Origin of the sequence: Singulisphaera sp. GP187, assembly GCF_900129635.1 — a bacterium.
GTDB lineage: Bacteria > Planctomycetota > Planctomycetia > Isosphaerales > Isosphaeraceae > Singulisphaera.
This window is the reverse complement of sequence record NZ_FSRB01000001.1, coordinates 2,862,382-2,886,843: the sequence shown is the minus strand read 5'-3', so window position 1 is coordinate 2,886,843 and position 24,462 is coordinate 2,862,382. Positions and strand designations below refer to the sequence as shown.

The 24,462-nt window shown below is 62.2% G+C and carries 20 protein-coding genes, 1 tRNA gene and 1 pseudogene; 14 read left to right on the top strand and 8 right to left on the bottom strand.

All coding sequences use genetic code 11. The features are described 5' to 3' along the window. Nucleotides 1-2 precede the first annotated feature (2 nt). The 4 genes from BUS42_RS11240 (at nucleotide 3) to BUS42_RS11225 (ending at nucleotide 5,870) form a co-directional block, all read left to right on the top strand. Nucleotides 3-1,439 carry a GTP-binding protein gene (locus tag BUS42_RS11240; protein ID WP_074306993.1) on the top strand — a complete coding sequence of 479 codons (1,437 nt, stop codon included), beginning with the start codon at nucleotides 3-5 and terminating at the stop codon, nucleotides 1,437-1,439. Continuing rightward, a complete protein-coding gene (locus BUS42_RS11235) occupies nucleotides 1,436-1,921 on the top strand; it encodes a hypothetical protein (RefSeq protein WP_074306992.1) in 486 nt (161 codons plus the stop codon). The genes BUS42_RS11240 and BUS42_RS11235 overlap by 4 nt, the downstream gene beginning before the upstream one ends. A gap of 266 nt (nucleotides 1,922-2,187) precedes the next feature. Beyond that, on the top strand, nucleotides 2,188-3,486 hold the full coding sequence (locus tag BUS42_RS11230) for a TIGR03067 domain-containing protein (RefSeq protein ID WP_074306991.1): 1,299 nt from the start codon (nucleotides 2,188-2,190) through the stop codon (nucleotides 3,484-3,486). A gap of 899 nt (nucleotides 3,487-4,385) precedes the next feature. Further along, nucleotides 4,386-5,870, top strand: coding sequence for a thioredoxin domain-containing protein (locus BUS42_RS11225; protein WP_074306990.1), 1,485 nt, complete (start codon nucleotides 4,386-4,388; stop codon nucleotides 5,868-5,870). 58 nt (nucleotides 5,871-5,928) lie between these two features. On the opposite strand, the gene BUS42_RS11220 is transcribed toward BUS42_RS11225, so the two are convergent. Then, nucleotides 5,929-7,551 (bottom strand): adenylate/guanylate cyclase domain-containing protein, encoded by a 1,623-nt coding sequence (locus BUS42_RS11220; protein WP_159452201.1) that lies wholly within the window; start codon nucleotides 7,549-7,551, stop codon nucleotides 5,929-5,931. A 335-nt stretch (nucleotides 7,552-7,886) separates the two neighbouring features. Here BUS42_RS11220 and BUS42_RS11215 point away from each other — a divergent pair, with 335 nt between their 5' ends. The 3 genes from BUS42_RS11215 to BUS42_RS11205 all read left to right on the top strand — a co-directional run bounded on the left by BUS42_RS11215 (nucleotide 7,887) and on the right by BUS42_RS11205 (nucleotide 10,186). After that, a complete protein-coding gene (locus BUS42_RS11215) occupies nucleotides 7,887-8,780 on the top strand; it encodes a MotA/TolQ/ExbB proton channel family protein (protein WP_074306988.1) in 894 nt (297 codons plus the stop codon). Between the two features lie 86 nt (nucleotides 8,781-8,866). Next, a complete protein-coding gene (locus BUS42_RS11210) occupies nucleotides 8,867-9,301 on the top strand; it encodes an ExbD/TolR family protein (protein ID WP_074306987.1) in 435 nt (144 codons plus the stop codon). 201 nt (nucleotides 9,302-9,502) lie between these two features. Next, the gene (locus BUS42_RS11205; RefSeq protein ID WP_074306986.1) at nucleotides 9,503-10,186 is read left to right on the top strand and encodes a DedA family protein; all 684 of its coding nucleotides are present in this window, start codon (nucleotides 9,503-9,505) and stop codon (nucleotides 10,184-10,186) included. 49 nt (nucleotides 10,187-10,235) lie between these two features. Here BUS42_RS11205 and BUS42_RS11200 read toward each other — a convergent pair whose 3' ends face one another. Next, complete coding sequence (locus BUS42_RS11200; protein ID WP_074306985.1) at nucleotides 10,236-10,532, bottom strand: type II toxin-antitoxin system Phd/YefM family antitoxin; 297 nt, start codon at nucleotides 10,530-10,532, stop codon at nucleotides 10,236-10,238. A 149-nt stretch (nucleotides 10,533-10,681) separates the two neighbouring features. Next, nucleotides 10,682-10,754: transfer RNA gene (locus BUS42_RS11195), tRNA-Ala, on the bottom strand. 150 nt (nucleotides 10,755-10,904) lie between these two features. Between BUS42_RS11195 and surE the strand changes: the two are divergent. Together surE and BUS42_RS11185 are read left to right on the top strand one after the other, a co-directional pair. Beyond that, nucleotides 10,905-11,665, top strand: a pseudogene (gene surE, locus BUS42_RS11190) (5'/3'-nucleotidase SurE). Between the two features lie 95 nt (nucleotides 11,666-11,760). Further along, nucleotides 11,761-12,348 carry an FKBP-type peptidyl-prolyl cis-trans isomerase gene (locus tag BUS42_RS11185; protein WP_074306984.1) on the top strand — a complete coding sequence of 196 codons (588 nt, stop codon included), beginning with the start codon at nucleotides 11,761-11,763 and terminating at the stop codon, nucleotides 12,346-12,348. 198 nt (nucleotides 12,349-12,546) lie between these two features. Here the strand turns inward: BUS42_RS11185 and BUS42_RS11180 are convergent, their stop codons facing one another. Then, the gene (locus tag BUS42_RS11180) at nucleotides 12,547-13,041 is read right to left on the bottom strand and encodes a flavin reductase family protein (RefSeq protein WP_074306983.1); all 495 of its coding nucleotides are present in this window, start codon (nucleotides 13,039-13,041) and stop codon (nucleotides 12,547-12,549) included. A gap of 298 nt (nucleotides 13,042-13,339) precedes the next feature. Here BUS42_RS11180 and BUS42_RS11175 point away from each other — a divergent pair, with 298 nt between their 5' ends. The 4 genes from BUS42_RS11175 to BUS42_RS11160 all read left to right on the top strand — a co-directional run bounded on the left by BUS42_RS11175 (nucleotide 13,340) and on the right by BUS42_RS11160 (nucleotide 18,791). Beyond that, a complete protein-coding gene (locus tag BUS42_RS11175; protein ID WP_074306982.1) occupies nucleotides 13,340-14,206 on the top strand; it encodes a serine/threonine protein kinase in 867 nt (288 codons plus the stop codon). Between the two features lie 209 nt (nucleotides 14,207-14,415). Beyond that, complete coding sequence (locus BUS42_RS11170) at nucleotides 14,416-16,128, top strand: DNA repair helicase XPB (RefSeq protein ID WP_074306981.1); 1,713 nt, start codon at nucleotides 14,416-14,418, stop codon at nucleotides 16,126-16,128. 118 nt (nucleotides 16,129-16,246) lie between these two features. Beyond that, nucleotides 16,247-16,471, top strand: coding sequence for a hypothetical protein (locus BUS42_RS11165; RefSeq protein WP_015249511.1), 225 nt, complete (start codon nucleotides 16,247-16,249; stop codon nucleotides 16,469-16,471). Between the two features lie 13 nt (nucleotides 16,472-16,484). Further along, complete coding sequence (locus BUS42_RS11160) at nucleotides 16,485-18,791, top strand: helicase-associated domain-containing protein (RefSeq protein ID WP_254053440.1); 2,307 nt, start codon at nucleotides 16,485-16,487, stop codon at nucleotides 18,789-18,791. A gap of 232 nt (nucleotides 18,792-19,023) precedes the next feature. Here BUS42_RS11160 and BUS42_RS11155 read toward each other — a convergent pair whose 3' ends face one another. After that, entirely contained in the window at nucleotides 19,024-20,532 is a 1,509-nt protein-coding gene (locus BUS42_RS11155) for a class I adenylate-forming enzyme family protein (RefSeq protein ID WP_074306980.1), read from the bottom strand. Nucleotides 20,533-20,819: 287 nt separating this feature from the next. Between BUS42_RS11155 and BUS42_RS11150 the strand changes: the two genes are divergently transcribed. Beyond that, complete coding sequence (locus BUS42_RS11150) at nucleotides 20,820-21,302, top strand: cupin domain-containing protein (RefSeq protein WP_254053439.1); 483 nt, start codon at nucleotides 20,820-20,822, stop codon at nucleotides 21,300-21,302. Between the two features lie 309 nt (nucleotides 21,303-21,611). Here the strand turns inward: BUS42_RS11150 and BUS42_RS11145 are convergent, their stop codons facing one another. From BUS42_RS11145 to BUS42_RS11135, 3 genes are all read right to left on the bottom strand, one after another. Continuing rightward, on the bottom strand, nucleotides 21,612-21,929 hold the full coding sequence (locus BUS42_RS11145) for a hypothetical protein (protein ID WP_074306979.1): 318 nt from the start codon (nucleotides 21,927-21,929) through the stop codon (nucleotides 21,612-21,614). An 80-nt stretch (nucleotides 21,930-22,009) separates the two neighbouring features. Continuing rightward, nucleotides 22,010-23,401: an IS701 family transposase gene (locus BUS42_RS11140; RefSeq protein ID WP_074306978.1), complete on the bottom strand. Its 1,392-nt coding sequence runs from the start codon at nucleotides 23,399-23,401 to the stop codon at nucleotides 22,010-22,012. A gap of 54 nt (nucleotides 23,402-23,455) precedes the next feature. Further along, the gene (locus BUS42_RS11135; RefSeq protein ID WP_074306977.1) at nucleotides 23,456-24,409 is read right to left on the bottom strand and encodes a leucine-rich repeat domain-containing protein; all 954 of its coding nucleotides are present in this window, start codon (nucleotides 24,407-24,409) and stop codon (nucleotides 23,456-23,458) included. Between the last annotated feature and the right edge of the window lie 53 nt (nucleotides 24,410-24,462).

Here is a 24,462-nt window from a genome sequence, read left to right as displayed (position 1 = left end):
CGATGTCGACCCTCGACCCACCAACCGGCGACGACGCTTCGTTCTCTCCAGACGACCCGGAGCTCGCCTCGATGCTCGAAGAGCTTGACGTCAACCGGCGAGACGAGATCGTCGAGAAAGCACGCGAGAGCCTTGAGGAAACTCTGAAGGGGATGAACCTCACCCCCGCCGAAGAGCATGCGCTCGGCGACGAGTTGCGTCAGCTTCGCGAACTTGGCCAGAAGCTCGATGAGAACACGGTCGAAATCGCGGCGTTCGGCATGGTCAGCCGCGGCAAGTCGTCGGTCCTCAACGCCCTGCTGGGGCATGAGGTGTTCAAAGTCGGCACCACGCACGGGACGACCGTGTCGCGGACGTCGCAGCGTTGGGAGCATTCGGCCACGTCCCAACACCCCGGACTCGAAGGTGCTCGGCTCGTCTTGGTGGATACGCCGGGCATCGACGAGGTGGGGGGGGAGGTCCGCGAATCGCTGGCACGCGAGGTCGCGCGGCACGCCGACCTGATCCTCTTCATCGTCTCCAGCGACATGCAGCGCTGTGAGATCGAAGCCCTCTCCCAGCTCCGCCAGGTCCAGAAGCCGATCATCCTGGTGTTCAACCAGATCGACCGCTACCCCGAGACCGACCGCGACCAGATCTACGAGAAGATCAAGGATGAGCGGATCCGTAACCTGATCCGCCCCGAAGACGTCGTCATGACCGCGGCCCGGCCCGACCCGTACAAGGTGAAGCTTCAACTCCCCGACGGTACGACCACTATCCAGTGGGAGCGTCCCGCCCCCGTGATCGAACCGCTCAAGCTCCGAATCCTCGACGTCCTGGAACGCGAAGGCAAGGCGCTCGTCGCGCTCAATACGTTGCTCCTCGCGGGCGATCTCCATGAAGAGATCGTGGCGCACAAGCTGCGGATCCGGGATGACGCGGCGAACCGCTTGATCTGGAACTTCGCGCTGGCCAAGGGAGCGGCGGTCGCCCTCAATCCGATCCCAATCGCCGACATGGCGGGGGGCCTGGCCGTCGACGTGGGAATGATCGTCGCCTTGAGCAAGGTGTATGGGATCCCGTTGACCAAGAAGACCGCGTCCAGTCTGGTCAAGGACATGATGCTCGCCCTCGGCGCTTTGGGGGCCGTCGAAATTGTGACGAGGCTGGTGGCGGGGGGCGTCAAATCCTCACTGGCCGGGCTGTCGATCCTGAGTGGTGGTCTGGCGATTCCCCTCACCGCGCTCGGCTATGGAGCCATCGGGCTGGCCCAAGGAGCCACCGCCTCGACGACCTCTTATGTTCTTGGTCATGGCGCGAAGCATTACCTCAAGCAAGGGTGCCAGTGGGGCCCCCGCGGGATCAAGACGGTCATCCACCAGATTCTGGCCGAAGCCAAGACCGACTCGGTGATCGACCGGCTTCGCGAGGACCTGAAACAGCGAGTCACGGGATGATCGAAACTGTTACGGCCCGCTGGAAGGTCGTCGCGCTCGGGTTGGCCATCACGCTCATGATCGGCGGAGCCGTGGTCTTGATGGCGATCCAGACCCGGCCCACGCGCGAGGCCGTGGCCGCGTACACCGCGCTTTTCACCGCGGCCAATCGCCAAGACATTGAGGCCGCGACACGGCTTTGCTCCGCGCGTTACTTACGGATTCACCCGTTGAGGCCCGCGGACGAAGGGGGGATCGTGGGGCTCCCCCGCAATATCCACAAGAATTTCCAGGCCTGGCGGCAAGGTCCGAACATCTGGGTTTGTCCGACCAACCGCGTTGGACCTGTCTATCAATTCGTCCGCGAGCGAGACGCCTGGCGATTTGACGGGCCAGTGGGCCTGCTCCGTGGTCGCGGTGAGTTTTTCCCCCTGTCCGACTTGACCGACGAGGGCGCACCCAGCCTCGACGAGCCCCCAGCGAACCCGGCCCAACCGGACTAACGCCTCTCCGTTTTCCCCTCGGTCGCGTTCCCCTGGGTCGGCGGATGCCCCACCTGCATTTTCTGAACCTGGGACCGCGGGCGTCCCGCCCGCCATTCGATTCAACCTCGTCGGGTGTCTTACTACCGGGATCTTGTTTTGCCGGCTTGGTCCTCAAGCCGCCCGAAAATTCTGATCTTGCCAGGCCAGTCTGATCCGGAGAAAGTGACCCGCGCATCGACTAGTCACTCTGAATCAAGACGTTCCACGAGAAGGATCTCCCACCCATGCCGGTCATCCTCCTGTCACTGCTGATCAGCCTACCAACCCTTGACGACGGAGGCAGAACGCCCAGTCGAACCGCGGTCGAGGAGGCCCATCAACTCCTCGCCGGAACCTGGACCGTCGTTTCGGCCGTGGACGACGGCGAACGCATTGGGGCCGAGTTGATCCGGCAAAAGTTGGCCGCGAACGGCGAGGTGGAGATCTTCTCGCAAACGATTCAGATCGTGAGTCCCGAAACCGGCGAGAAAAAGTCCTGGATCTTTCGGCTCGACATCAGCCAGTCGCCCCATAGGATCGAGTTCATCACCAATGACGACCGGGTCCTTCGGGGCGTCTACAGGTTCGACAACGACACCTTGATTGTTTGCGTTCCGTTTGATGACGACACCAAACGGGCCGATGCTTTCGACGCCCCCGCAAACTCGGGCCTGATTCGGCTGGAGTTGAAGCCCAAGGCCAGCCCGGTCGCCCTCCAGCCCACCGCAAAAATCGCCAGCGCGACGCCGACCGCCCCCCCACGCGCCACCGATGCGGAGATCCGACGCCAGCACGAGCTCCTTTCCGGCGACTGGTCGATTCTCTCGATCCGCAACAACGGCGACGATTACAATGCCGACCTGATCCGCCAGAAGATCGCCGAGAACAACCGACTACACATCGGCTGGCAGGGGCTCTATCTCACGAACCCGAGGACGCAAGCCAAGCAGTCCTACACCATGCGGCTCGATCCGTCGCGCACACCGCACACGATCGACGTGACCAACAAGTTCGACGACTTACTCCACGGAATCTATCGATTCGACGGCGACCTTCTGACCATCTGCCTGAACAAGCGTGAAGGCCTGCCGACCCCTGACCAGTTCGACGCTCCGAGCGGTTCATACCGTGTGCTCTATCGCTTGAAAATGGCTCCGCCGATCGAACAAGTCACGGCGGCGGCAACTCCGCCCCCTTCCCCCACGGATGAGGCGGCCGAGCAGAGAGAGAAGGTGCGGAAACTCCTCGTGGGCTCCTGGCGCTATACCGATGGCAAAGGCACCGTCACCACGGTAATCCGGGCCGATGGCAGTTTCGTCTTCACCCGCGTCCGAACCCGCAAACGCCTCTTCGAGCCGCTTACGGTGACCAGTTGGGGATCCTGGAATTTTACCGGGAACCTCCTGAACATCACGATCAATCGATCCACCGACCTCCTTCTTGCACGCAACTCCTATGTGGCCAGGATCCAGTCGATCGGCGACTCGACGATGGTCGCTTCAGACATCTTCGGCGAGCTTCAGACCTTCCAGCGGCTCCGCTGAGCGGCCCCCCGTCTGCTTGCGTGCTTTCTCCGCGACGCGACGCGATGTCGAGCGGCCGATTGAATCCGCCGCTCGGCAACCACCGCCCTTCCCACCACCGCGCGCCCGCCGCGTACCTCTCCTCCGGCGTAAAGCTTCACCGAACCCGTTTTCTCCCCTTTTTCGGCGCGATCGCCAGTGGCGTTATTGATCGTTGGATGGGCTTCACGCAGGGGTTCACCGGACGCACACCCTGCTTCCACCCTGTTCCTGGTCCCTCGGTTCCTTGCAGCCGATACGATCGCGCAATCCAGGTCCTCAATTGGAGGACTGGTTTTGCTCCTCGGAAAGAATCAGGGGGAATACTAAAGTCGGCGGGAAAAAAGATCGATAACTGATCTGGTACTTCATGCCCACTCCTAGTAAAAGGGGCCAACCGCGGTGAACGCGATCCCCTCCGTTCTCGGAACAGACCTGGCCGGAGGCCGTGGTCTGACAAAGCGCAGGGATGTCGCGATTACTACGGCACCGGTGGACGAACCGCGATATACGCCGGTTTTGTCTGTCGGGACGCGGTCCGCCATGATGGCGTTCCGTGGGGTCCTCGACGCGAGGACCACCCAAGGAAGGGTCGGGGTTCGTCCCTGGCACGTCTCTCACCCACGCATACAGCATCATCTTCTATGGGTTGGTCGGTCCGCCTTGGCGGACGCGATGCGTCGCCGTCTCGTTGCTTCAAGCCAACGCTTGGGCCGGGTCGCGCTGACGGATTGCACCTCCCACTCGCATCGAACGATTCCGACATCGGTGAGTGTCCCTCCTCGCTCCGTGACGCGAGACACCGACCTTGAACGGTCTCACCCGGCCCACCCCCCCGTGCCCGGCGTTTGGCCGTCTTGGCGGAAAGGAGTCCGTGCGGCATGAATATCGCTGCCTTGCTGATCGCCCTCATCACCACGCCGAATCTCGACGAGACTCGCTCGCCGATCCTGCTCGACTTCCAGGCCTCCTGGTGCGGGCCCTGCCAGCAAATGCGGCCGGCCATCAAGCAATTGATCGATAACGGCTACCCAGTCAAAGAAATCGATATCGATAAGTCTCCCGATTTCGCCGCGAAGTATCGGGTTGACGCCGTTCCCACGTTCATCGTGATCGATGGCGATGGGCAAGAACTGGCCCGGTCGAAGGGGGCGCAATCGGCCGGAAAGCTGGCCGCGCTTTACCTCAAGGCGAAGGCCCAGGTCCAGGCGGCTCCTCCCAGCGACGATGGCGTGGGCCGGCAGGTCGAACAAGTCCGCGACGACTCGCAGGATCGCGCTCCCGCGGTCGATCCGGACGAGCGGAGTCAGGCTTTTTCCGATAACCCTGAACCCTGGAAGACCGTCGTCCGGATCAAGGTCCAAGGGGGGAATGGCACGATCGGCTTCGGCTCGGGCACGATCATTCACAGTACCGCTGAAGAGTCGATTATTCTGACTTGTGCTCACATTTTTAAGGTTGAGGGGCGAGCGCCGACGACTCCGGCGAACTTCCGGCTTCCGGTGACAGTCGACCTGTTCGACGGCGTCCTTCACAGCAAAGAGGAGCCGCGGGTCCATTTCGTCGAGACCGTCAAGGCCGAGACGATGGACTACGACTTTGATCGTGATGTCGGCCTCATCCGGATCCGGCCGGGGCGCCGGCTGCCGGCTTCGAGGGTCGTTCCACCATCGTGGGCCGCGAAACCTCGGATGAAAATGTTTACCGTCGGCTGCTCCGAGGGAAACGACGCCACGGCTTGGAGCACCACGATCATTCAATCAGGGGTGTCGCTTTTCAAGAACTCGGTTTATGAAGCGACCGAGTGCAATTATGCTCCGAAGCAGGGACGTTCAGGAGGAGGGCTCTATACCGAGCAGGGGTATCTCGCGGGGGTTTGCGACTTTGCCGAGCCCCAGGGTAAACGTGGTTTCTATGCCACGCCCCGTTCGATCTACAATATCCTCGGCCGAAACGATTTGACGACCCTCTACTTGCCCGCCAAGCAGCCAGGTGGAGCGCTTTTGGCTTCCAATCGTCCGAATCCAAGGGGCTCTCGTCCCCCTTCGATTGCTCGGGCCCAGTCGCCCGATCCCGACGATTCGAGCAAGGTCATGATGCCGCCTCCCGAAATGCTCGGAATCAAAGCTCCTCTGGTCGCCCAGCGTGAGACCCCGAAAGGCGCGGCCAAGAACTCCTGGCATTCGATGAGCACCGATCTCAAGATGGCTCCGGACGTGAATAACGACACGTTCCAGGAGCCAGCCGGGCCGGCCACGGCCTTCGTCCCCGAGAACCGAAACGCCGCGGAAAATCGCATCAAAGGGAAGTGGCGGGCTGTTCAGTCGGCACCCGCGCCGATGATCTCCGACGCGGCGGCACGTTGAAGGGGCACCTTCCACCGGTGGCGCCGACCAGGTCGGCGTCGAACCGCTCGGTGTTGCCTCATTTATGAATATTGAGGACGGGTTCCCAGCCGGCAGGGGGGCCACCGAGCAACAGTCGTTCGCACCGGGGGACATAGAGCCGACTCGGTTCGTCGCCGCCCGGTCTCTGGGAATCGGCCAGTAGAAAGAGATCGCGAGCCAGGTCGAAGTCGTTGCGTTCGAACGCGTCGAGTGCGCGTTGAAACGTGCTGATGAAACTGGTATCTCCTTCCGTGTCGAGGTCGAACGCCTCATAGACGTTCACGGGAGCCGCTTTGCCGGCAACCCGGATCCGGCCCCAACGGCGCCAGGCGAGGTCGGATCGGCCGGTGCAGAGCATAATCGTGTGTTCGCAGAACAGGTTCTTCGTCCCGCACTGGCCGCTCGCCGGCTCGAGCCGAGCCGCCAGGTTGACGGCGTCGCCCAGGATCGTATACGACAGCCGGGCGCTGGTGCCAAAGGCGCCGATCAGGCAATCGTTGCCCGACGCGCCGCCGATTTTCACGCGGTGGAAGTAGGGGTCATCGAGCTCCGCCAGGGCGCGGGTGCTCGCCAGGGCGGCACGGACCGATCGGTAAGCATGATCGGCCGGCTCGCCGTTCACGAGCGGGCCGCCCCGAAAGCTCATGACCGCGTCGCCGATGAACTTGTCGATGATCAGGTCGTACTTGACGATTTCGTTGACCAGACGATCCATGGCCGCTTCCAGGTGCGCTGAGAGGCGATCGGGATCGTGGGCCAGGCCCTCGCACGTCTTGGTGAAGCCGACGAAATCCATGAACAGGATCGTGGCCGGCATCCGGCTCTTCTGGACGTACGAGTGGGGATCGATCAGAAACCGTTCGGACACTTGTTTGGGCAGGGCCAGATTGAGCAGTCCGCGCAATTGCGTCTGGGTGACGTCGAGCTGGTGGTAAGCGATAATGTACATAAGGAAGAGCATCGAGGTCATCATTCCGAGGATCACGAAGAATTCGACCTCATCGGACCGCTCTTCGACGGGCTCCATATCGAAGTAGGCCGTCTGGTGCTGACCGTCGATCACCAGTTCCCGGCTGAAAAAACGGTCGTCGCTCCCCGGCAGCGTGAGGCTTCCGCCGAGTGCTTTCAATGTGGCTGAGCTCACGTTGCCCTTCACCTCGGAATCGATCCGGGCAATGAAGTTGTTCTCCATGTGCTTGCGAGACAATACGATGAAAAGTAAGACCGTGACGGTCATTCCGATCAGGCCGAGATTCATCGAGTGATGAACGGCCTTTTCTTTCTGGCCCGCCGAGGCGTCCTTGACGAACTGATCGAACGCCGGGATCGAGCGGAGCGCCCGGAGGATTCGCAAGCCGCGCAGGATCCGGAGAATCCGGAACCCGCGAACGAACCGGACGGCCCGGATCGGTTTCACGCCGATGGCGATTGCATCGATCAAGGGGAGGCAACTGATGAGGTCGATCATGAACCAGGGGGTCTGGACGTACGACATGCCGTAGACCCGGAGCTTCAAGAGCAGGTCGACCACGAAGATGCCGTCGATGAGCAGGGAAAAACCCAGCCAGGTCGTCCGCCAATCGCCGAGGCCTCGCAGCAGGTCGAAGAGGTAAACCAGGATCGTGAGGATCGCCAGCGCGAGCAGGGGCTTGTCCAGCACCTCGATCCACCGCTCTCCTCGATTTGTCGACGTTTTTTTCTGAGTCATCGGTCGGTGGATGTCCGGCGGTAAGTTTGCCACGGAAGACCTCGAAACGAATCGGAGAGACGCCGGATCTCAAGTCAATGCCGGCGTCGAGTGCCGACCAGGGAAATCGCGTGTGACCATCCTAGCCGAACTGACTGCTTCAATTGACAGGCTAGGGAGGGTCGGTACAATTGTCGCTTCAAGCGTTGTGGCGGTCGAGATGCCGCCGCGCGCCAACTTCGTCACTCCGCGTGAGTCAACGATGTTGGCCCCGCTTTCAGCCGGCGGCTCCATGGAGGATAACGTTGATGGCCCGCGTTCGCCGCCTCGCTCTCCCGGTCCTTATCGTGACGATGCTTGGCGGACTGCTTCCGTCAGGATCGCAGGGCCAGCCGCAGCCGACCGTCCGCGTCGAGTCGAGCGCGACCGAACCAGGGCCCAAAACGGCGAATTCGCCCGAGAAACGGAAGTCCGCGACCCCCAAAAAGAGCGAGGGAATCGGCCGGGGAAGCATGCTTGGCTTCTTCTCGCGGTCCAACCCGATGCTCTGGCTCCTCGGCCTCTGCTCGATCGTCACGCTTGGGTTCACACTCGAACGGATGGTGGCGCTTCGTCGCGAACGCGTGATTCCGCGGGACTTCGTCAATCGTTTCCTCGAGCGGCTCGCGGGCGGAAAGCTCGACCGTGACCGCGCCGCCGAGCTTTGCCGGGCCAATGACAGCGCGGTGGCTCGTGTCTTCGCGATGGTCATCAATTCGTGGGGCCAGCCCGCGGCGACGATTCGCCAGGCGCTCGGCTACGACGCCGCCGGAGAGGTCGCAGACCTGAAACGAAATGTGCGGGTGCTCAACGGCACGGCCACGCTCGCCCCGTTGCTCGGGTTGCTGGGAACGGTCATCGGCATGATCCAGTCGTTCGATGCCCTTGGAGGCCGGGTCGGACCCGCGAAAGGGGAAGCACTGGCGCAGGGGATCAGCCTCGCCTTGGTCGCCACGGCGCTCGGTCTGGCGATCGCCATCGTCTCGGTCACGGCGTACTACTATCTGCTGAACCGGGTCGACCTGTTGGTTCGCGAGCTCGATGACAATGCGCGGAAGGTGATCGACCTGGTTTCGGCTGAATCGCTTCGGCCAACCACCGATCGACGAACGCCCCTGACCCCGCCCGGCGACCTGGCGCGTCACGAGTCGCGCGCTCACTAATTCCCAATCGATCGAGCCGCGCTCGCGCACGGAAACCCTCGTCCGATCGAACCCGAATCATCCCGACACGCGGAGGCACGCCCTCGATGCTCTCGGACCGCCTTCAGGCCGACGAGTTGCCCCATGTCAACATGACGCCGATGGTGGACGTCGTGCTCTGCTTGCTCGTCTTTTTCATCGCGGCCACCCGGCTGTACGATTGGGATGAGAACGAGTTCGTCGTCAGCGTGCCGCAGGTTTCCGACGCCAGTCCGCTGACCGCCGCGCCCGACGACTTGATGTTGACCATTATTCGGCCCGGAATCGTCGCGGTGGGTGACACCACTCACGACCTGCCGACACTGGCCAAGGTGCTTCAGCAGTCGCGCGAACGGTATGAGGATCAAGGGGTCGTGATTCGCGGTGACGCCGCCTTGAACTATCAGGATCTGGCCGACGTCCTCTCGGTCTGCGACGGGGCCGGGATCCATAATGTGCGGCTCCCGGTCCGGCCTCGTGGGGATGAGTCCGCAACAAATTGAAGTCGCGGACGCTTGAGACGTTGGGAACGCATGCTCTGAAGCGTGGGCCGAACGTCGCGCCGCCCGGTCTCGGTGGACGCTGGAGAAAACGTCCGTTCCCTTCGTTCGATCACGGCGCTGCCTGTCCTCGCGCCCGTTGGATTCTGCCTCAAACCAGCGGGGATTCAACCCCGTGACCTTCATTCTTCAAGAGATGCCCGAATGGATTTTCTGCAGCAAGTGATTCACACGCTCTTGCACCTTAGCCCCGACACGATGAATGAGTTGGCTCATGGGGTTGGGCACTGGCTCTATGTCGTACTCTTCTTGATCGTCTTCGCCGAGACGGGCTTGGTGGCGACTCCGTTTCTGCCCGGCGATTCCCTGCTCTTCGCGGTGGGAGCGGTGGCGGCCAATTCCAACTCGCCGATCAGCCTGTCACTCACGGCCGTCCTTTTGATCGTGGCCGCGATTCTGGGTGACGCCGTCAATTATGCGGTGGGGTATTACATCGGCCCGAAGGTCTTCTCACGCGAGAACTCGTGGCTCCTCAACAAGAAGCACCTCGCTGAGGCGCAGCATTTCTACGAGCAGTACGGCGGCAAGACGATTATCCTGGCGCGGTTCGTGCCCATCGTCCGCACGTTCGCCCCGTTCGTCGCCGGCATCGGGCGAATGAACTACGCCAAGTTCGCGGTGTTCAACATCACCGGCGCGGTGGCCTGGGTGCTTTCGTTCCTGGTGAGCGGTTGGTGGTTCGGCGGTCGTGAGGTGGTTCAGAAGAACTTCAAGCTCGTGATCGCCGCCATCATTGTCATCTCGATCCTCCCCGCGGTGATCGAGGTGGCTCGAAATAAGTTGCGCCGGGAACAGCGTGGGCGGGACGATACGGATGTGCTGAACTAAGCGAACGGAAGTGGGCGAACCCTTGAGCGGACGAGTCCGAAGGAATGACTTACTTCGACTTCTGTTCGAGGGCCCGCTCCAAGTCATCGAGCGGCATGGAATTGAGATTTCCACCGAGCAGCGCGCTGAGCTGCAGGCCGACCAGGGCCTCACTTGGGCTCTTGCCGTCCAGCACCATATTCAAATAAGGTTCGGCACCGACGAGAACCGCTCGGGGCTTACCATGAACGGTGAGCACATAGCGGACGGTATCGTTCTCGAGCTCGCGGAGAATACCCGGTAGGTTTTGGTGCAATTCCCTACTGCCGATAATTCGCACCGGCGAATCGGGTGACTTGTCTACCATGAGTCGCGGCCTCCACCCGGGAAGGGGCGTTTGCCCACGTGAGGCCCGTATCTAACTCCGCGAACGCGGAAGGAAGCGATCGAGATGATCGAAGAGCCGACACGAACCAAGAAAAAACGGCAGGTTCAAGAAAAACCTGCCGAAGCGAGTGGAGGATAGGGGACTTGAACCCCTGACCTCTTGCATGCCATGCAAGCGCTCTCCCAACTGAGCTAATCCCCCGCTTTTCTTCTCTTCACTTTTCATTGTCAGTCGCTGTGTCGCACTGACGGAGGTTAATTTATCAGGGCATGGGGCCCGTGTCAACGATCTGGTACGAATATTGTCTCGATTACGGACTTTTTCCTCGGAACTGACCTGAAAAGGCGGGCAATGCGCAACGAGACGACCGCAAACTTTGTTCTTACCAACGATGATGGCTGGGATGCGCCCGGTCTTGTGGCGCTTCGCGAGGCGGCCCAGCAGTGGGGATCGTGTCGGGTGGTCGCGCCCAGCGGGCCGTACTCGGGCTGTGGTCACCGGGTCACCACGCACGAGCCAATCACGGTTCGTGTCGGTCCCGAGGGGCAACAGATCGTCGACGGGACCCCCGCCGATTGCGTCCGGCTCGCGCTTCACCACCTTGTGCCCGAAGTCAGCTGGATTCTTTCGGGGATCAATGCGGGGGGAACCTGGGAACCGACATCTATCATTCAGGGACGGTCGCCGCGGTTCGCGAAGGGGTGCTCCATGGCGTGCCCGGGATCGCCCTCTCCCACTACATTGCCCGGGGCCGTCCCCTCGATTGGGCGCGCGCCTCGCGCTGGGCGGTCGACGTTCTTCGCGTCCTCCTGGCGAAGCCCTGGGAACCGGGGACGTTTTGGAACGTCAACCTCCCCCACCCTGAGCCCGGGGGGCCGGACCCGGCGATCGTCTTTTGTGCGCTCGATCCGTCGCCCTTACCGCTTCGCTATCGGGTCGTGGAGGAGGGCGCCACGTATTCAGGTGACTATCAGACGCGTGCTCGCCGCCCGTCGCGCGACGTCGACGTCTGCTTCGGCGGCCGGATCTCGGTCACTTTGATCCGGCTGGACGGTCTAGCTCCCGAGGAGTCTGGCCATGGACTGGTGTTCGATGGCGGCGAGGGGTCATAATAAGAGGGAGAGCGACCCAGCCCGTCGGCTGGGCTTGCGGATCATCACTCATTTTTATCAGAGAACGGCGCCGATTCCGGCGCGGAGGCGTGTCGATGTTGATGAGGCGTTGGTTCACCCTGGGGATTGTCTGCCTGGCTGTCTGTGGCTGCGAGCCACCGGCGGCGATCGTTTCCTCCGCACCGCCGGGCACCGATCCCCTTCGTAAGCTCCCTGACTCGGAGAAGAACACGCCCGCGGAAGCGTTGGGAGAACAGGCCGCCGCGGCGCGTCCCGGGGCGAAGGCCGATGCCAAGTCGACGGAGGCCGCCGCAATCCCCGCCGCGGTCCCGACAGCCAAGGGAGAAACCAAGACGACGGCGTCCGGCGTGAAGTACGAAACCCTCACGGAAGGGACCGGAGCCGAGGCCAAATCCGGTCAGATGGTCTCGGTGCACTATACGGGCACCCTGGAGAACGGCAATAAATTCGACAGTTCCCGCGACCGCGGAGTGCCGTTCGAGTTCACGATCGGACAAGGAAATGTCATCCGTGGCTGGGACGAGGCGATCCCTGGCATGAAGGTCGGCGAGCGACGCAAACTGACGATCCCCGCGAGCGCAGGCTATGGGACGCGGGCTCAGGAGTCGATTCCTCCGAACTCGACCCTGATCTTCGATGTCGAGCTGGTCGGGATTAAATGACCAAGGGGGATTCTCGACTTCCTCCGAGATTCCGATCGCCTCGGTGTGAGCCGGCAAGTCGGCCCCTGATCGGGGCCTTGGGACGTGATGAATTCGCTTGGTCGGCTTGAGCCTGCCTTAAACTTCAAAGAGTGGTGGCAGGCTGAAGTCGACGCTTCCATCGAACCATAAAATGCAGGCGCGGGCCCTGGCTGGGATTCAGTAGTGGAACCCGTTGGCCCGAACATGAACCAGGGGTTCGGCCGCGAGGTCAAGGAGGTCGCCGGCGATGATTCGGCCGAGGAAGACCCGATGGTCTTCGCCGCTGATCTGGCCGGCGACTTCGACATCAAGGTAGGCCAGCGCCGAGGCCAGGACGGGACCGCCTTGGGCGTCGTCACGGAGCGCCAGTCCCTCAAAGGCATTGGCATCGGGTTCGAACCCACGGCCGAAATGCCGGATCAACGCCTTGCTCCCCGTGGCGAGTTGATTCAAGGTGAATCGGCCGCTGGCTTCGATCCAGTCACCCACGAAGCGATCGCGCTTGACCGCGACGGTGAGCATCGGCGGGTCGAAGCCCGCTTGCTGGACCCAACTGGCGAGCATCCCGGTGGACTGAGCGCCGTGGCGGACGGTGAGAATATAGAGCCCGCTGGGGATTCGGCCCAGCGATTGGCTCAAACCAGTCCCTTCGGGACGAAGATGATCCGCCATGGTGATTGGTCTCTTGGCGTTGAGTCGCGCCGGCAGGCTCCCCAATCCGAGGGAGTGGGCGGGTGGCGACGGAGTGCTTCAGATCCGAAAAAGAGGGGAGCGATCCCGAGGGATTGCTCCGGCCGCGGTCTTGAGCTAAGTTCGTTTGAGATCACACGTCCGCGCGACTTAATAGACTCGTCGCGCAAACCTCGATTCGCCCCGAGGGGACCACACCCACGCTGCTCCAACCCGACCCTTGGTCCACGATAACCCATTCCCTCGGGCGGGCAATCCGCCACGATCATTGAGGAAACGCATGGCAGACGTGTCGAGCAAGCCGAAGCTGAGCGAGATGAAGTATCGGATCGTGAGCCCACTGGGCAATGGGGCAGGGAGCACGATTCTCCTGATTAGCGATAAGACGGCGGGAGGCAAGCGTTACGCCCTCAAGGTCGTGAAGCGACAGGACGCCGACGACGACATCTATATCGCCCAGGCTCGCGTCGAATACGAGGCGGCTCAGAAGCTCAATCACCCCGCGATCGCCAAGATCTATGACATCCGGACCAAACGCTCTTGGTTCCGCCTGTCCGGGGTCGAGCTGCTGATGGAGTACGTCGACGGGAAAACGCTCGACGAACTGGAAGCCCCGGCGATGGATCAGCTCATCCTGGTGTTCAACCAGGTGGTCTCCGCGCTCACCCACATGCATCGTCGCGGGGTCTACCACGGTGACCTGAAGCCGTCCAACATCATGCTTTCCAAGACCGGTCAAGTCAAACTGATCGATTTCGGCACGGCCTGGATCAAGGGCGAGGAGAAGAACCGGATCCAGGGAACCCCCCAGTTCATCGCGCCCGAGCAGGTGGCGGAGCGGATCGTCGATGAACGGACCGATATCTACAACCTCGGCGCGACCATGTATCGCATGTTCACGGGCCGTTTCGTCCAGCAGGGGCTGCCGAAAACCGGTGAATCCGGTTCCCGGAAAATCGCCTCGCCGATCCAGATCAATCCCAACATCCCCGGCACGCTGAACGAAACGATCATGGCCTGCCTGGAGATCAGTCCCGAACGCCGGCCCGCCGGTATGTTCGAGATCAAGAACCAGTTGGCGGCCGTCGCCAAATACCTGGGCCTTAAGGAAGTCGATCTGAAGGGGGCCGAGGACGAGGAGTTTTAGGTGGAGTCGGCGATTCGGCAAAACCTTGAGGGGTGTGCCGTCGGTTCGTCGCATCGTCGCCCGCTATTTTTCTGACCTGTCCGCTCGTCATGACGCGATCCTGTGGTCAAGCCGACCTTGCCAGTTCGCTCAGGCGCGTCTACCATGAACCGGGTTCGGCGGGGGCTACCGCCACTACGTCCTGCTCGTCTTCGCCTGGCAAGGAGCCCATGCAGTACAATCCCTCCAATCCGCTGATCGTGCAGGGCGACCGCACGGTCCTCTTGGAAGTCGACAACCCGTTGCACGCCGAGGCCCGCGATGCGATCGCGCCGTTCGCGGAGCTGGAGAAGAGTCCCGAGCACATTCACACGTATCGCCTGACCTCCCTGTCGCTCTGGAACGCCGCGGCCGCCGGGATGACCGCCGATGCGATGATCGAGGCGCTGGGGATTTACAGCAAGTTTCCCCTGCCGCCGAACCTCGGCACCGATCTCCGAGAACTGGTCAGCCGTTACGGCCGAGTGACCCTCAGGCGGGTCGACGGAGCGCTTCGGATGGTCACGGCTGACCAGGCTCTGCTCGAGGAGCTGGCCCGCCAGAAAGGGGTTCGCGACTTCCTCGGCGAGCGGATCGACGCGACGAGCTTCGTGATCGACGACGCATTTCGAGGGATGCTCAAGCAGGCACTGATCGGAGTCGGTTACCCGGCCGAGGACCTGGCCGGCTATGCCGAGGGTGCAGACCTTGCCGTCGAGCTACGTACGATCGGCCGAAACGGGCTCCCGTTCAAGGTGCGCGACTACCAGCAGGGGGCGGTCGACGCCTTTCACGCCGGCGGAGATGCACGCGGCGGTTCGGGGGTCATCGTCCTACCCTGCGGCGCGGGCAAGACGATCGTCGGGCTCACGGCCCTGGCCGCGCTCAAGAAGAACACGCTCGTCCTGACCACCAGCACCACGGCCGTCGAGCAGTGGAAACGCGAGATCCTCGACAAGACGGACCTCGACGACTCGATGGTGGCCACCTACACCGGTGACTCGAAGGCGATCGCGCCCGTCACCCTGGCCACCTACCAGATCGTCACCTATCGACCCAAGAAGGATGGCGACTTCCCGCATTTTTCCCTGTTCAACCAGCGGGACTGGGGCCTGATCATCTACGACGAGGTCCACTTGCTTCCCGCTCCGGTGTTCCGGGTCACGGCCGACATCCAGGCACGCCGTCGTCTCGGTCTGACCGCGACGCTCGTCCGCGAGGATAACCGCGAGGAAGACGTCTTCAGCCTGATCGGACCCAAGAAGTTCGACGTGCCGTGGCGGGTCCTCGAGTCCAAGGGGTGGATCGCCGAAGCCCAGTGTCACGAAGTCCGGCTGGGACTGCCCGGCGACGCCCGGATGGAGTATGCGGTGGCCGAGTGGCGCGACAAGTTCCGCCTGGCGAGCGAGAACCCGTCGAAGGATGACCTGGTCGCGATGCTGCTCGACGAGCACGATGGGCCCGACGATCGCGTCTTGGTGATCGGCCAGTATCTCAAGCAGCTTCGCCGAATCGCCGCGCGGTTTGAGGTGCCACTGATTACCGGGCAAACGTCCAACTCCGAACGGGAAGACTTGTACGGTCGGTTCCGTCGCGGCGACATCCGCCGGCTCGTCCTCTCAAAGGTCGGCAACTTCGCGATCGACCTGCCCGACGCCAACGTGATGATCCAGGTTTCGGGCACGTTCGGCAGCCGCCAGGAAGAAGCCCAGAGACTGGGCCGGATCCTTCGACCCAAGGAAGGGGAGGTTCCCGCCAGTTTCTATTCGCTGGTGACTCGCGACACGCGCGAGATGGATTTTGCGCACCATCGTCAGCTTTTCCTCACCGAACAAGGGTATAGCTACGAGATTCTCGACGAATCCGATATCGTTGCCCGCGCTTCGGCGTCCTCGAACTCCTAGTGCCATCGATCGGTCCTGGGGCCGATCGGGCCTCAGGATCGGCGTGGTGTCGGCGGAGGGAAGGGTTTCCTCCGAAGACTGATTTATATAAGTTAAAATTCTTTTGGGAGAGCCAGCGATGCCTGCCCCGTCCGCGCGAATCCCAGTCAAGCTCCACAAGCATGTGGCCCTGATCCGCACTGCGGAACCGGTCCTCGCGGAGGAGTTGCTGGCGCGGAAAACGCTGGCTCGCATGGTCGCGGGACGGCTCTCCGAGACCGTGCTGCTGGTCCATTCTGAAGAGGAAGAGGGCATTATCGAGGAGCTGCGGCGGATGGGGCATACCCCTCGAGTCGTTCGCTGAGGGTAACGCGACGATGGTCGATGATGCTCCGGACTGGGAAGAAAACGAATCGACGACTTCCGAGGGCGCCGTACTGGTGCCCGTGGTCGTTACCCCCCCGTTAACCGCCTACCTGCGTGCGCTCGAGCGTTACGAGGGGCTCCGGCTCTACGAGATTCACCGAGCGCTCGGTCTGGCCGACCCAGGAGCGAAACCTCGGGCCCTGGCCGGGATCATCACCGAACGGCTGGCGGAACCGCGGTTCGCCGAGCGGATTCTGGCCACGCTCGAACTCGGTCCGCGGTTGGCGACCAGCCTGTTCATGCTCACGGAGACCACGTCGTGGTCCCTGAACGGGCTCTTCCATGCGCTCAGTTGCCTCGGGGTAGAGCCCACCCCAACGGTGCACCGACTGCTTGAGCTCGGTCTGGTGGCGATCGAGCTGGCGGAAGGCAATTTCACCAATGACCTCGCGCGATTGATCGAACGAGGCGCCGTGGGCGGAGCGCGGTTCCTCGCGCATCCTTCGGTGCTCAGTGCTTCACGGACGGTCCTTCCCGAGCCGCCGCTCACGGCTTATTCAGGAACGGTCAACCGGATTCGTGAGACCGACGGACTCGAACCGATTTTGCGGTTGGCCGCGGTCTGGCAGCGCGTCGACGAAGGCCCGTTGCGACGCACCCAACACGGGACGCTCTACAAGCGAGATCGGGACCGGCTCGAGGACGATCCCGTGCTCGCCGGGCCGATCGCCGATGCTTTGGAGCCGCTCCCCGACATGGCGGCCTTCTGGTTGGCCCTGTCCCGTGGTGTCAGCCTGCTGATCGACGAGGAGAACAGCGATCGTGTCGTGGCGGCCCCGCCTGACTTCTGGGCCGAGAATGCGATTCACTTGCCGCAGATGGTGGCCACGCGCTGGCTTGCGCTGCGGACCTGGCACGAGCAGGGGGGGATCCAGCAGGAAGGGAGCACGGTGGAACTGGCGCTACCCTACCTCAGGCCGGTTGTCCTGCTCTGGCTTGCCACCCTGGCCGAAGGCGAATGGGTCGCGATCGCCGATTTCGATGCCCGGCTTCGCGAGTACTTGCCCGACTGGGATCGCGCCGGCTTCTTGGAAGAGCCGGCGGCAAATCCCGCGGCGCGGGCCAAGGCGCTCCGCGCCGCCAAGTCCGCCCGCCCCGCGCGAGAAAGTCGGACCGAAGGAACAGGGGCGGAGCCCGCGGTTCTCGAGTCGCTCCTGCTTGGCGCGGCGTACCAGCTCGGCCTCGTCAGGGCCGCCGTGGACGGGTCGGCGGACGGCCGGGCGATTGTTCAGCTCTCCGCGCTCGGCCGGTACATCCTGGCGCTCGGGCCGCCACCACCGCCCCGTCCCACGTTCGAGCACTTCCTCTACGTTCAGCCCAACTTCGAGATCATCGCGTATCGCCAGGGGTTGACCCCCCCTTTGATCGGCCAGTTCAGCCGGTTCGCCCTCTGGTCGCAGGTCGGAGCCGCCCTGGAACTCAAGCTGACCGCGGAATCAGTCTATCGCGGGCTCGAAGGGGGACTCAGTCCGCCAGAAATGCTCGACCGCCTGGCGCGACATAGCCAGCGAGTCCTTCCTGCCGGCGTTTCCGAAGCCGTACGCACCTGGGCAGGTCGTCGCGAGCGTATTACCTACTACGCATCGGCGACGCTCGTCGAATTTGCCACCAAGGACGACCTGGAGAAGGCGCTCGCCCAGTGGCCCGAGTCGGCTGGCGCGGCGCCGATCGCGATCTCCGACCGCCTTTTGCTCGTCGAGGACGACTCGTCGATCCCGTTTCAGCGGCTCCGACTCGCCGGCGCTCGCGATTATCGTCGCTCGCCGGAGTCCTGCCTCGAAGTCGAAGCCGATGGTGTCACCCTCTCGCTCGACCTGAGTCGATCCGACCTTCTTGTCGACGCGGAACTCGTCCGGTTCGCCGACGAGCTCCCTCTCGATCCGGCCACCGGGACCCCTGGCAACCCGCGGCGTCGGTTCGTGATTTCACCCGCCTCGATTGCCCGCGGCGCGGCCAACGGGATGACGTCCTCCACCTTGTCGCACTGGTTCGCCCGCCGGACGGACGTCGACACCCCCCCGCCGTCCGCTTACTTCTTTTGGCGAATCAGCAGCGCATCGCTCCGCTCAACACGAGCCGCCCCCTCGTCCTCCACGCCCCCTCGGCCGACCTCATCGACGGCCTGGTCCAACACCCGAGCACGCGCAGCCACCTCGGCGAACGCCTGGGACCGACCTCCGTGGTCGTCCCCGACGAGGAGCTCGAGGCGTTCCGGATCGCTCTCGACCGCCTCGGCCTCACGATCGCCGATCCCGTGACCGCGAAGGAAGCCGAGATTACCAGTCGTCCGGCCGCGGTGAGCCCCCGTGCGCCCAAGAGGAAGTGAGCATCGGTGGAGTCTGTCCACTTACGTATGTGAACGAACTCGAGTGCCGCGGAATGAATTTCGCACGCGGCACCCCCCCGCATTCTTGCTTCCGTTCGCCGAAAGCCGCTCGAAACGCCCAAGCCAACCCAGCCCCAAGGGACTTCGTGGCTCTGAATCCTCGATCATCTCAATAGCCGTCGAAGCGCTTTGCCGGAAACGCTTCGGGGGACCTCGGGGACGAATTCCACTGCCCGAGGGAGCTTGAAGGCGGCAAGTTCGGGCCGCAAGTAGTCCAGGACACCTTCGGGGGTCCAGGCGTGGTCGGGTTTCAGGGCGACATACGCTTTGACGACCTCGCCGAGGTCCGGGTCGGGGATGCCGATGACCACGGCGTCGGCGACGGCGGGGTGTCGGTGGAGGACCTCCTCGACGTCGCGCGGATAGACCTTCGCGCCTCCGACGTTGATCATGTCCTTCACGCGATCGACGATGAAGACGTAGCCGTCCTGGTCGATTCTTGCGACGTCGCCGGTCTTGAACCAGCCGTCGGCGGTGAAGACTTCGGCCGTGAGCGCGGGCTGTCCATAATAACCGGCCGCGATCGCCGTTCCCCAGGCCCAGAGTTCACCCACGGCGCCTGGCGGGACCGTTTCGCCCTCGGCGTCGACCACCTTGAGGATCGTGTCGCCCATGGCTCGGCCGCACGAGCCGGGCCGCATCTCGGTGTGCGGGGTGGTCGTGATGACCGGGCTGGTCTCGGTCAGACCGTAGGACTCAGCGTAGCCCACCTTCCAGCTCCGCCGCATCGTCTCGATCAACTCCAGCGGCATCGGTGCCGCGGCACAGTGGACGACGCGCAGGCTGTCCAGATTGCGGTGCGGGAAACTCGGGGATTTGCTCATGTAGTTGATCATGGTCGCAACGCCGAGCAGGATCGTGGGACGGGTTGCTTCGATCAGTTCGAGCATGGGCTCAGTGCGGTATCTCCGCGGCACGATGGCGGTCGCACCCACGACGAAGACGCTCAGCAGCCCGTTGATCAAGCCCCAACTGTGGAACAGGGGGGCGGCGATCAGGAGTCGGTCGTCGACCGTGTAGTGAATTCGTGCGAAGTTGATGGCGTTGTCGATGAGATTGCGGTGCGAGAGCATGACCCCCTTGGCAAATCCGGTCGTCCCCGAGGTGTAGAGCAGGTTCGCCAGCGCTTCCGGTGCCAATTCGAGCGTCTCAAACTGGCTTGAGGTCTCTGCCAAGGCCGCGTCGAACGATTTGAGTTCGGGGTCTTCGGCTTCGTGCTCGGCGACATGGCCCGTCACCAGCGTCAGGCGTGTCCCGAGCCCAGTGCGGACGGGTTCGAGCGATTCCCAGCGCGTCGGGTCGGTCAGGAGGAGAATCGCCTTCGAGTCAGAGACGACGAGTCGAACTTCCTCGGGTTTGAGCGAGGCGTTGACCACGTTGGGAACGACTCCGGCCTTCAACGCCCCGAAGTAAGCGATGATCAATTCGGGGCAACTTTCGAGAAAAATCGCGATCACGTCACCCTGGCGGACCCCGTGTTGACTCAGGAGGTTCGCGAACTGCCCGGTCAGGCGTTCGAGCTCCTGATAACTAACGGACTGCCCCTCGAACACAAACGCAGGGTGGTTGGGACGCTCGAGAGCGGCTTCAGTCAGCAGCGTGGCGACGTTCATGATTCCTCTTCACTCGTCCGGCCCGGCCGACCACCTTCCTTTAGGACGCGTCAGCTCAAGTGCGTCCATGAACTCACATCTTTTCAGGAGGTGCAACCAAGGAGTGGGAAAAAAAGTGGGGCGGCTCCGGATCACGAGCGGGTGAACTCATTCATTCTGGGACCTTACGGTGGTCGCACGATTCGATTACGATGCCTGGCACAATGGCTATCGGCGTGTCGCACCTGAAATCAGGTCGATTCCGATGGCGAAAGTTTTCTCAATTGAACAGGCCGAGGGACAACATCGTGTCGACGACCAAACGAACGAAGCTCCGACCGGAGATGATCGCGCTGTCCGCCCTCACGCTGGCGCTTGGTCTTGGCTGGGCGTTGCGAGAGTACGCATTCGCACAAGAGAAGGCTGCCGTTAAATCACAAACGGTGACGCTCGATCAGGTCAAGATGAACGACTATAGCGACCGAGGCAAGCAGGTCGGCAAGGTTGGGATCTACGTGGATGGGGACGCTCCGAGGAGTTCCAAGTTCGTAACCGGGCGTTTCGTCCTGGACCCGGGGCAGACGCCACACGTCCCTCATACACACGTCGAGGAAGAGGTCATGATCATCGAAAGCGGTCATGGTGACATCTTCTGCGATGGCAAGACGACCAAGGTCGGGCCGGGATCGGTCATGTTCACCACTCCGAACGACCCTCACGGGATCGTCAACACCGGCAAGACGCCACTGGTCTTCTACTTCATCAAGTGGGAAGCGAAGGCCAAGAATTGATCGTTGCGATCCGGGTGCCATAGATTCGATTGGATCCGGGAGGCTGGTCGTCTCGACTTCGAGATCCGAGTCGAGCGTCATGGGCAGGGCAGTCCCGAACGAAGTCGAGACCACCAACCCTCCCAGGCATGGTGTCGAGTGGATCAGGGGTAACTCGAAAATTGAAGTCCCCCCATCGAAGGGGCCACGTGCGCAAAGACGAGGGTTCCGTCGAAGATTGTCTGCGCTCAATGTTTTGGTTCGGTGAAAGGCTTGCCACGTCGAACCCCCGCTTGCGACTTCTTCGCTCGATCGGTCGCAGGGGCATCATCAACCTTTGAACGTGTGGATCCTCAACCTTCTCAAGAACGACGAGCTCGACCGTAGTTTGGCAAGTCGCTCCTGGTTGAACTGGTTCTCATTGATGTCGATTGAGATGAGGCTTTTTAAGCCCTGTAACCGTATCAGCCCGGCTTCCGTGACGCAAGTTGCCCTGAGCGAAAGGGACTTGAGCTCTGGCATTTTGGCCAGAGACGCCATGCCGGCGTCAGTAATTTTTGTTTCGCTCAAATCGAGCTGTTGAAGCTTTTGGCACCCTTCGATCTCCGTCAACCCCTGGTCAGTGACGCCGGTGCCACTGAGATCCAAGAGTTGAAGGCTTTTTAATACTACAGCGCTAAGTCGTATCCCATTTGCATCGGGGCAACTCTGTGAGTTTGATGCCCAACTCATGCAGCCTTCGCCTTGTCCGCTTGGTGTGGCACCGCTGTGCCACGGCGTTTCGACGTTGCGCCCGCTCGATCTCTTCGGAGGTTCGCTCCAGTAGCTTCCGCGGAGCACTCAGCCCCAACCACCAGAATGGGATCAACGCCGCTACTGCGGTGTGTACCTGGCACTCCGTCAGGCCCAGGTTTTTCCCCCCCGAACTCCTGTCGCATCCGCGACAGGAACAGGTAGCTCAGGCAACTCAGGATCAGGTGGCGTTTGAGCCCCTGGTAGCGTCGGCCCTCGTACTGATCCAGCCCGATCTCGGACTTCTGGTCTTCGAAGCAGCGCTCGACTCGCCACCGCGAAAATGCGACGAGCAACAGCACCTGCACCGACGTCTCCTCGGGGGCGTCGCCGACGAAGAACTTCAACTCCGCCGGGTTCAAGACGTCGCGGGCGGCGACCAGGTGCAGCGGCTCGCCCGGCAACCCGTCCGCGCCCACGGGGGAAAACCGCAGGTGCTTGACTTCCCAGACCATCGGCCCCTTGTGCCCGTCCTTGACCCGCCACCGGACCCAGGGCTGGTTGCGAAACCCGTCCTGATCGAGCATCGCCTCGACCCGCCGGGCCGGCGCACTGCCGCTCGCCAGGCGAGGTGTCTTGCGGCCGCGGCCCCGCCCGTGCTTACGATACTTCCGGGTGACGACACGCGGTGCCTTGATCCAGCCCATGAAGCTCCGTGGCACCTCACCGACGTACTTCTGGCTGCGGCCCCTCAACCCCCGCAGGAACTCGGGCTTACTGCCGTAGCCCTCGTCGAAGGTCACCCAGTCGAAGTGCAGACCGTTGGTGATGGCGCGGTCGTAGAGTTCCAGGGCGATCGTCCACTTGGGCCGGTAAACCATGGCGTCGGGGATGCCAGCCTCCCGGCAGCGGTCGCGGTCAGAGGACCAGGACTCCGGCAGGTACAATTCGCCGTCGAGCAGGCAGTGAAAGCCGTCGCGGGCGTAGGCGAGGTGGACCGTGACGATGCAGTTCTCCTTCTTGCCGACGGAGCCGCACCACTGCCGCTGCACGCCGGGGGTCTTGTTCCCCTTCTTGACGTCGCTGGTCTCGTCGAAGACGCCGATCGCGTTGGGGCCGGCGTGCTCGTCGCGGACGATGTGCTGGAGCCGGTCGCGCGCCCGGTCCTGGTCCCAGCAGTGCTGGCTGAGGAACTCCTGCAGGGTCCTGACGGGGACGCCGGCATTGATGGCGATCGGCTCGACACTCTTTTCGGGGATGTCCGAGAGTTGCCCGGAGACGTACACCGGCAAATGGGACCGCGTGTCCTTGCGCGGGAAGCAGTCATCGAACCGCTTGAGGAACTTGTTCAGCGCGGGTTTGAGCTTGCGGATCTGTGGGATATCCATACTCGTCCCTCCATAAACCATGAAGGCGAGCATACTTTCGCAATGGCTGGCGGATCAAGACGGTACAACTTGGCGCTGTAGTATTAAGTTCCTGAGATGAACGAGCCCCGCGTCGGTGATGCCAGTATTTGTGAGATAGAGATGTTTAAGATTAGCCAATGTTGTGAGATAAAATAGCCCGGCATCATGGACCTGCGTCCTTGCCAGGTTGAGCGCTGTCAACGCTGGTAAATTCTGGACCCCGGCCAATCCCACGTCGGTAATTCCAGTGCGACTCAGTGTGAGAGTACGCAATTTCGTGAAGTTGCTACCTAGCCCCAAGGGGCCAAGATCGGTGAGTCCTGGTTGATCTCCCAGGGTTAACCCAATGAGGTTATGCAACCCGGCAAGATGCACTAAACCCTTGGTGGTTACCTTTCCATTTTTCGATCTTAGTGCACCAGATATGACCAATTCCTGGAGTTTTGTGAGGCCCTTCAGCGAAACCAGGCCTTGGTCAGTCAGCCTTGAATCTTCCAAGGAGAGGTGTTTGAGTTGAGTGAGATACCTCAGGTTGACGAGTCCTACGTCGGTGACTCCAGGGCCTTCGAGATCAAGGCTTTCGACATGGCTTATTCCGCGGAGGTGGATAAGACCGGCGCCGATCTGCGATGAATCCTGGATATAAAGTTTCTTCAGCCGGTTCAGTGCTTCGAAGGCCGTCATCGTGGCCGCTGTCGGCCGTTGCTGCGGGGACATAAAGTAGACGTAGACGACCTCCTGGAAGTACTCGTCCCCAAACAACCCCCTCAGCCAGGCTGGGGCCCAAGGTTTCGTGTCGTTAACGTATTGATAGTCGTACTCGACTTCTCCTCCCGCAGCCTTGATCAGGGCAACAGTTCGCCTTTGTTGGTTCGCCCGGTTACTCCTCCAGCCTATGAGAATGGCTGTGACCAGGACCAGCAGAAGCACCGTCCGGATGCTGAGAGTCAACCGCCGCGGCTTTGGACCTTCGAAGGGCGTGGTCATGTTAGACCCCGAAATCACGAGTCTGTCGCAAGGAAACCGCGCCTTCTGTCTGC

Coding starts and splice junctions, on each gene's coding strand:
- BUS42_RS11240 (WP_074306993.1), top strand. CDS start 3: ATGTCGACCCTCGACCCACCAACCGGCGACGACGCTTCGTTCTCTCCA.
- BUS42_RS11235 (WP_074306992.1), top strand. CDS start 1,436: ATGATCGAAACTGTTACGGCCCGCTGGAAGGTCGTCGCGCTCGGGTTG.
- BUS42_RS11230 (WP_074306991.1), top strand. CDS start 2,188: ATGCCGGTCATCCTCCTGTCACTGCTGATCAGCCTACCAACCCTTGAC.
- BUS42_RS11225 (WP_074306990.1), top strand. CDS start 4,386: ATGAATATCGCTGCCTTGCTGATCGCCCTCATCACCACGCCGAATCTC.
- BUS42_RS11215 (WP_074306988.1), top strand. CDS start 7,887: ATGGCCCGCGTTCGCCGCCTCGCTCTCCCGGTCCTTATCGTGACGATG.
- BUS42_RS11210 (WP_074306987.1), top strand. CDS start 8,867: ATGCTCTCGGACCGCCTTCAGGCCGACGAGTTGCCCCATGTCAACATG.
- BUS42_RS11205 (WP_074306986.1), top strand. CDS start 9,503: ATGGATTTTCTGCAGCAAGTGATTCACACGCTCTTGCACCTTAGCCCC.
- BUS42_RS11200 (WP_074306985.1), bottom strand. CDS start 10,532: ATGGTAGACAAGTCACCCGATTCGCCGGTGCGAATTATCGGCAGTAGG.
- BUS42_RS11185 (WP_074306984.1), top strand. CDS start 11,761: ATGTTGATGAGGCGTTGGTTCACCCTGGGGATTGTCTGCCTGGCTGTC.
- BUS42_RS11180 (WP_074306983.1), bottom strand. CDS start 13,041: ATGGCGGATCATCTTCGTCCCGAAGGGACTGGTTTGAGCCAATCGCTG.
- BUS42_RS11175 (WP_074306982.1), top strand. CDS start 13,340: ATGGCAGACGTGTCGAGCAAGCCGAAGCTGAGCGAGATGAAGTATCGG.
- BUS42_RS11170 (WP_074306981.1), top strand. CDS start 14,416: ATGCAGTACAATCCCTCCAATCCGCTGATCGTGCAGGGCGACCGCACG.
- BUS42_RS11165 (WP_015249511.1), top strand. CDS start 16,247: ATGCCTGCCCCGTCCGCGCGAATCCCAGTCAAGCTCCACAAGCATGTG.
- BUS42_RS11160 (WP_254053440.1), top strand. CDS start 16,485: ATGGTCGATGATGCTCCGGACTGGGAAGAAAACGAATCGACGACTTCC.
- BUS42_RS11155 (WP_074306980.1), bottom strand. CDS start 20,532: ATGAACGTCGCCACGCTGCTGACTGAAGCCGCTCTCGAGCGTCCCAAC.
- BUS42_RS11140 (WP_074306978.1), bottom strand. CDS start 23,401: ATGGATATCCCACAGATCCGCAAGCTCAAACCCGCGCTGAACAAGTTC.
- BUS42_RS11135 (WP_074306977.1), bottom strand. CDS start 24,409: ATGACCACGCCCTTCGAAGGTCCAAAGCCGCGGCGGTTGACTCTCAGC.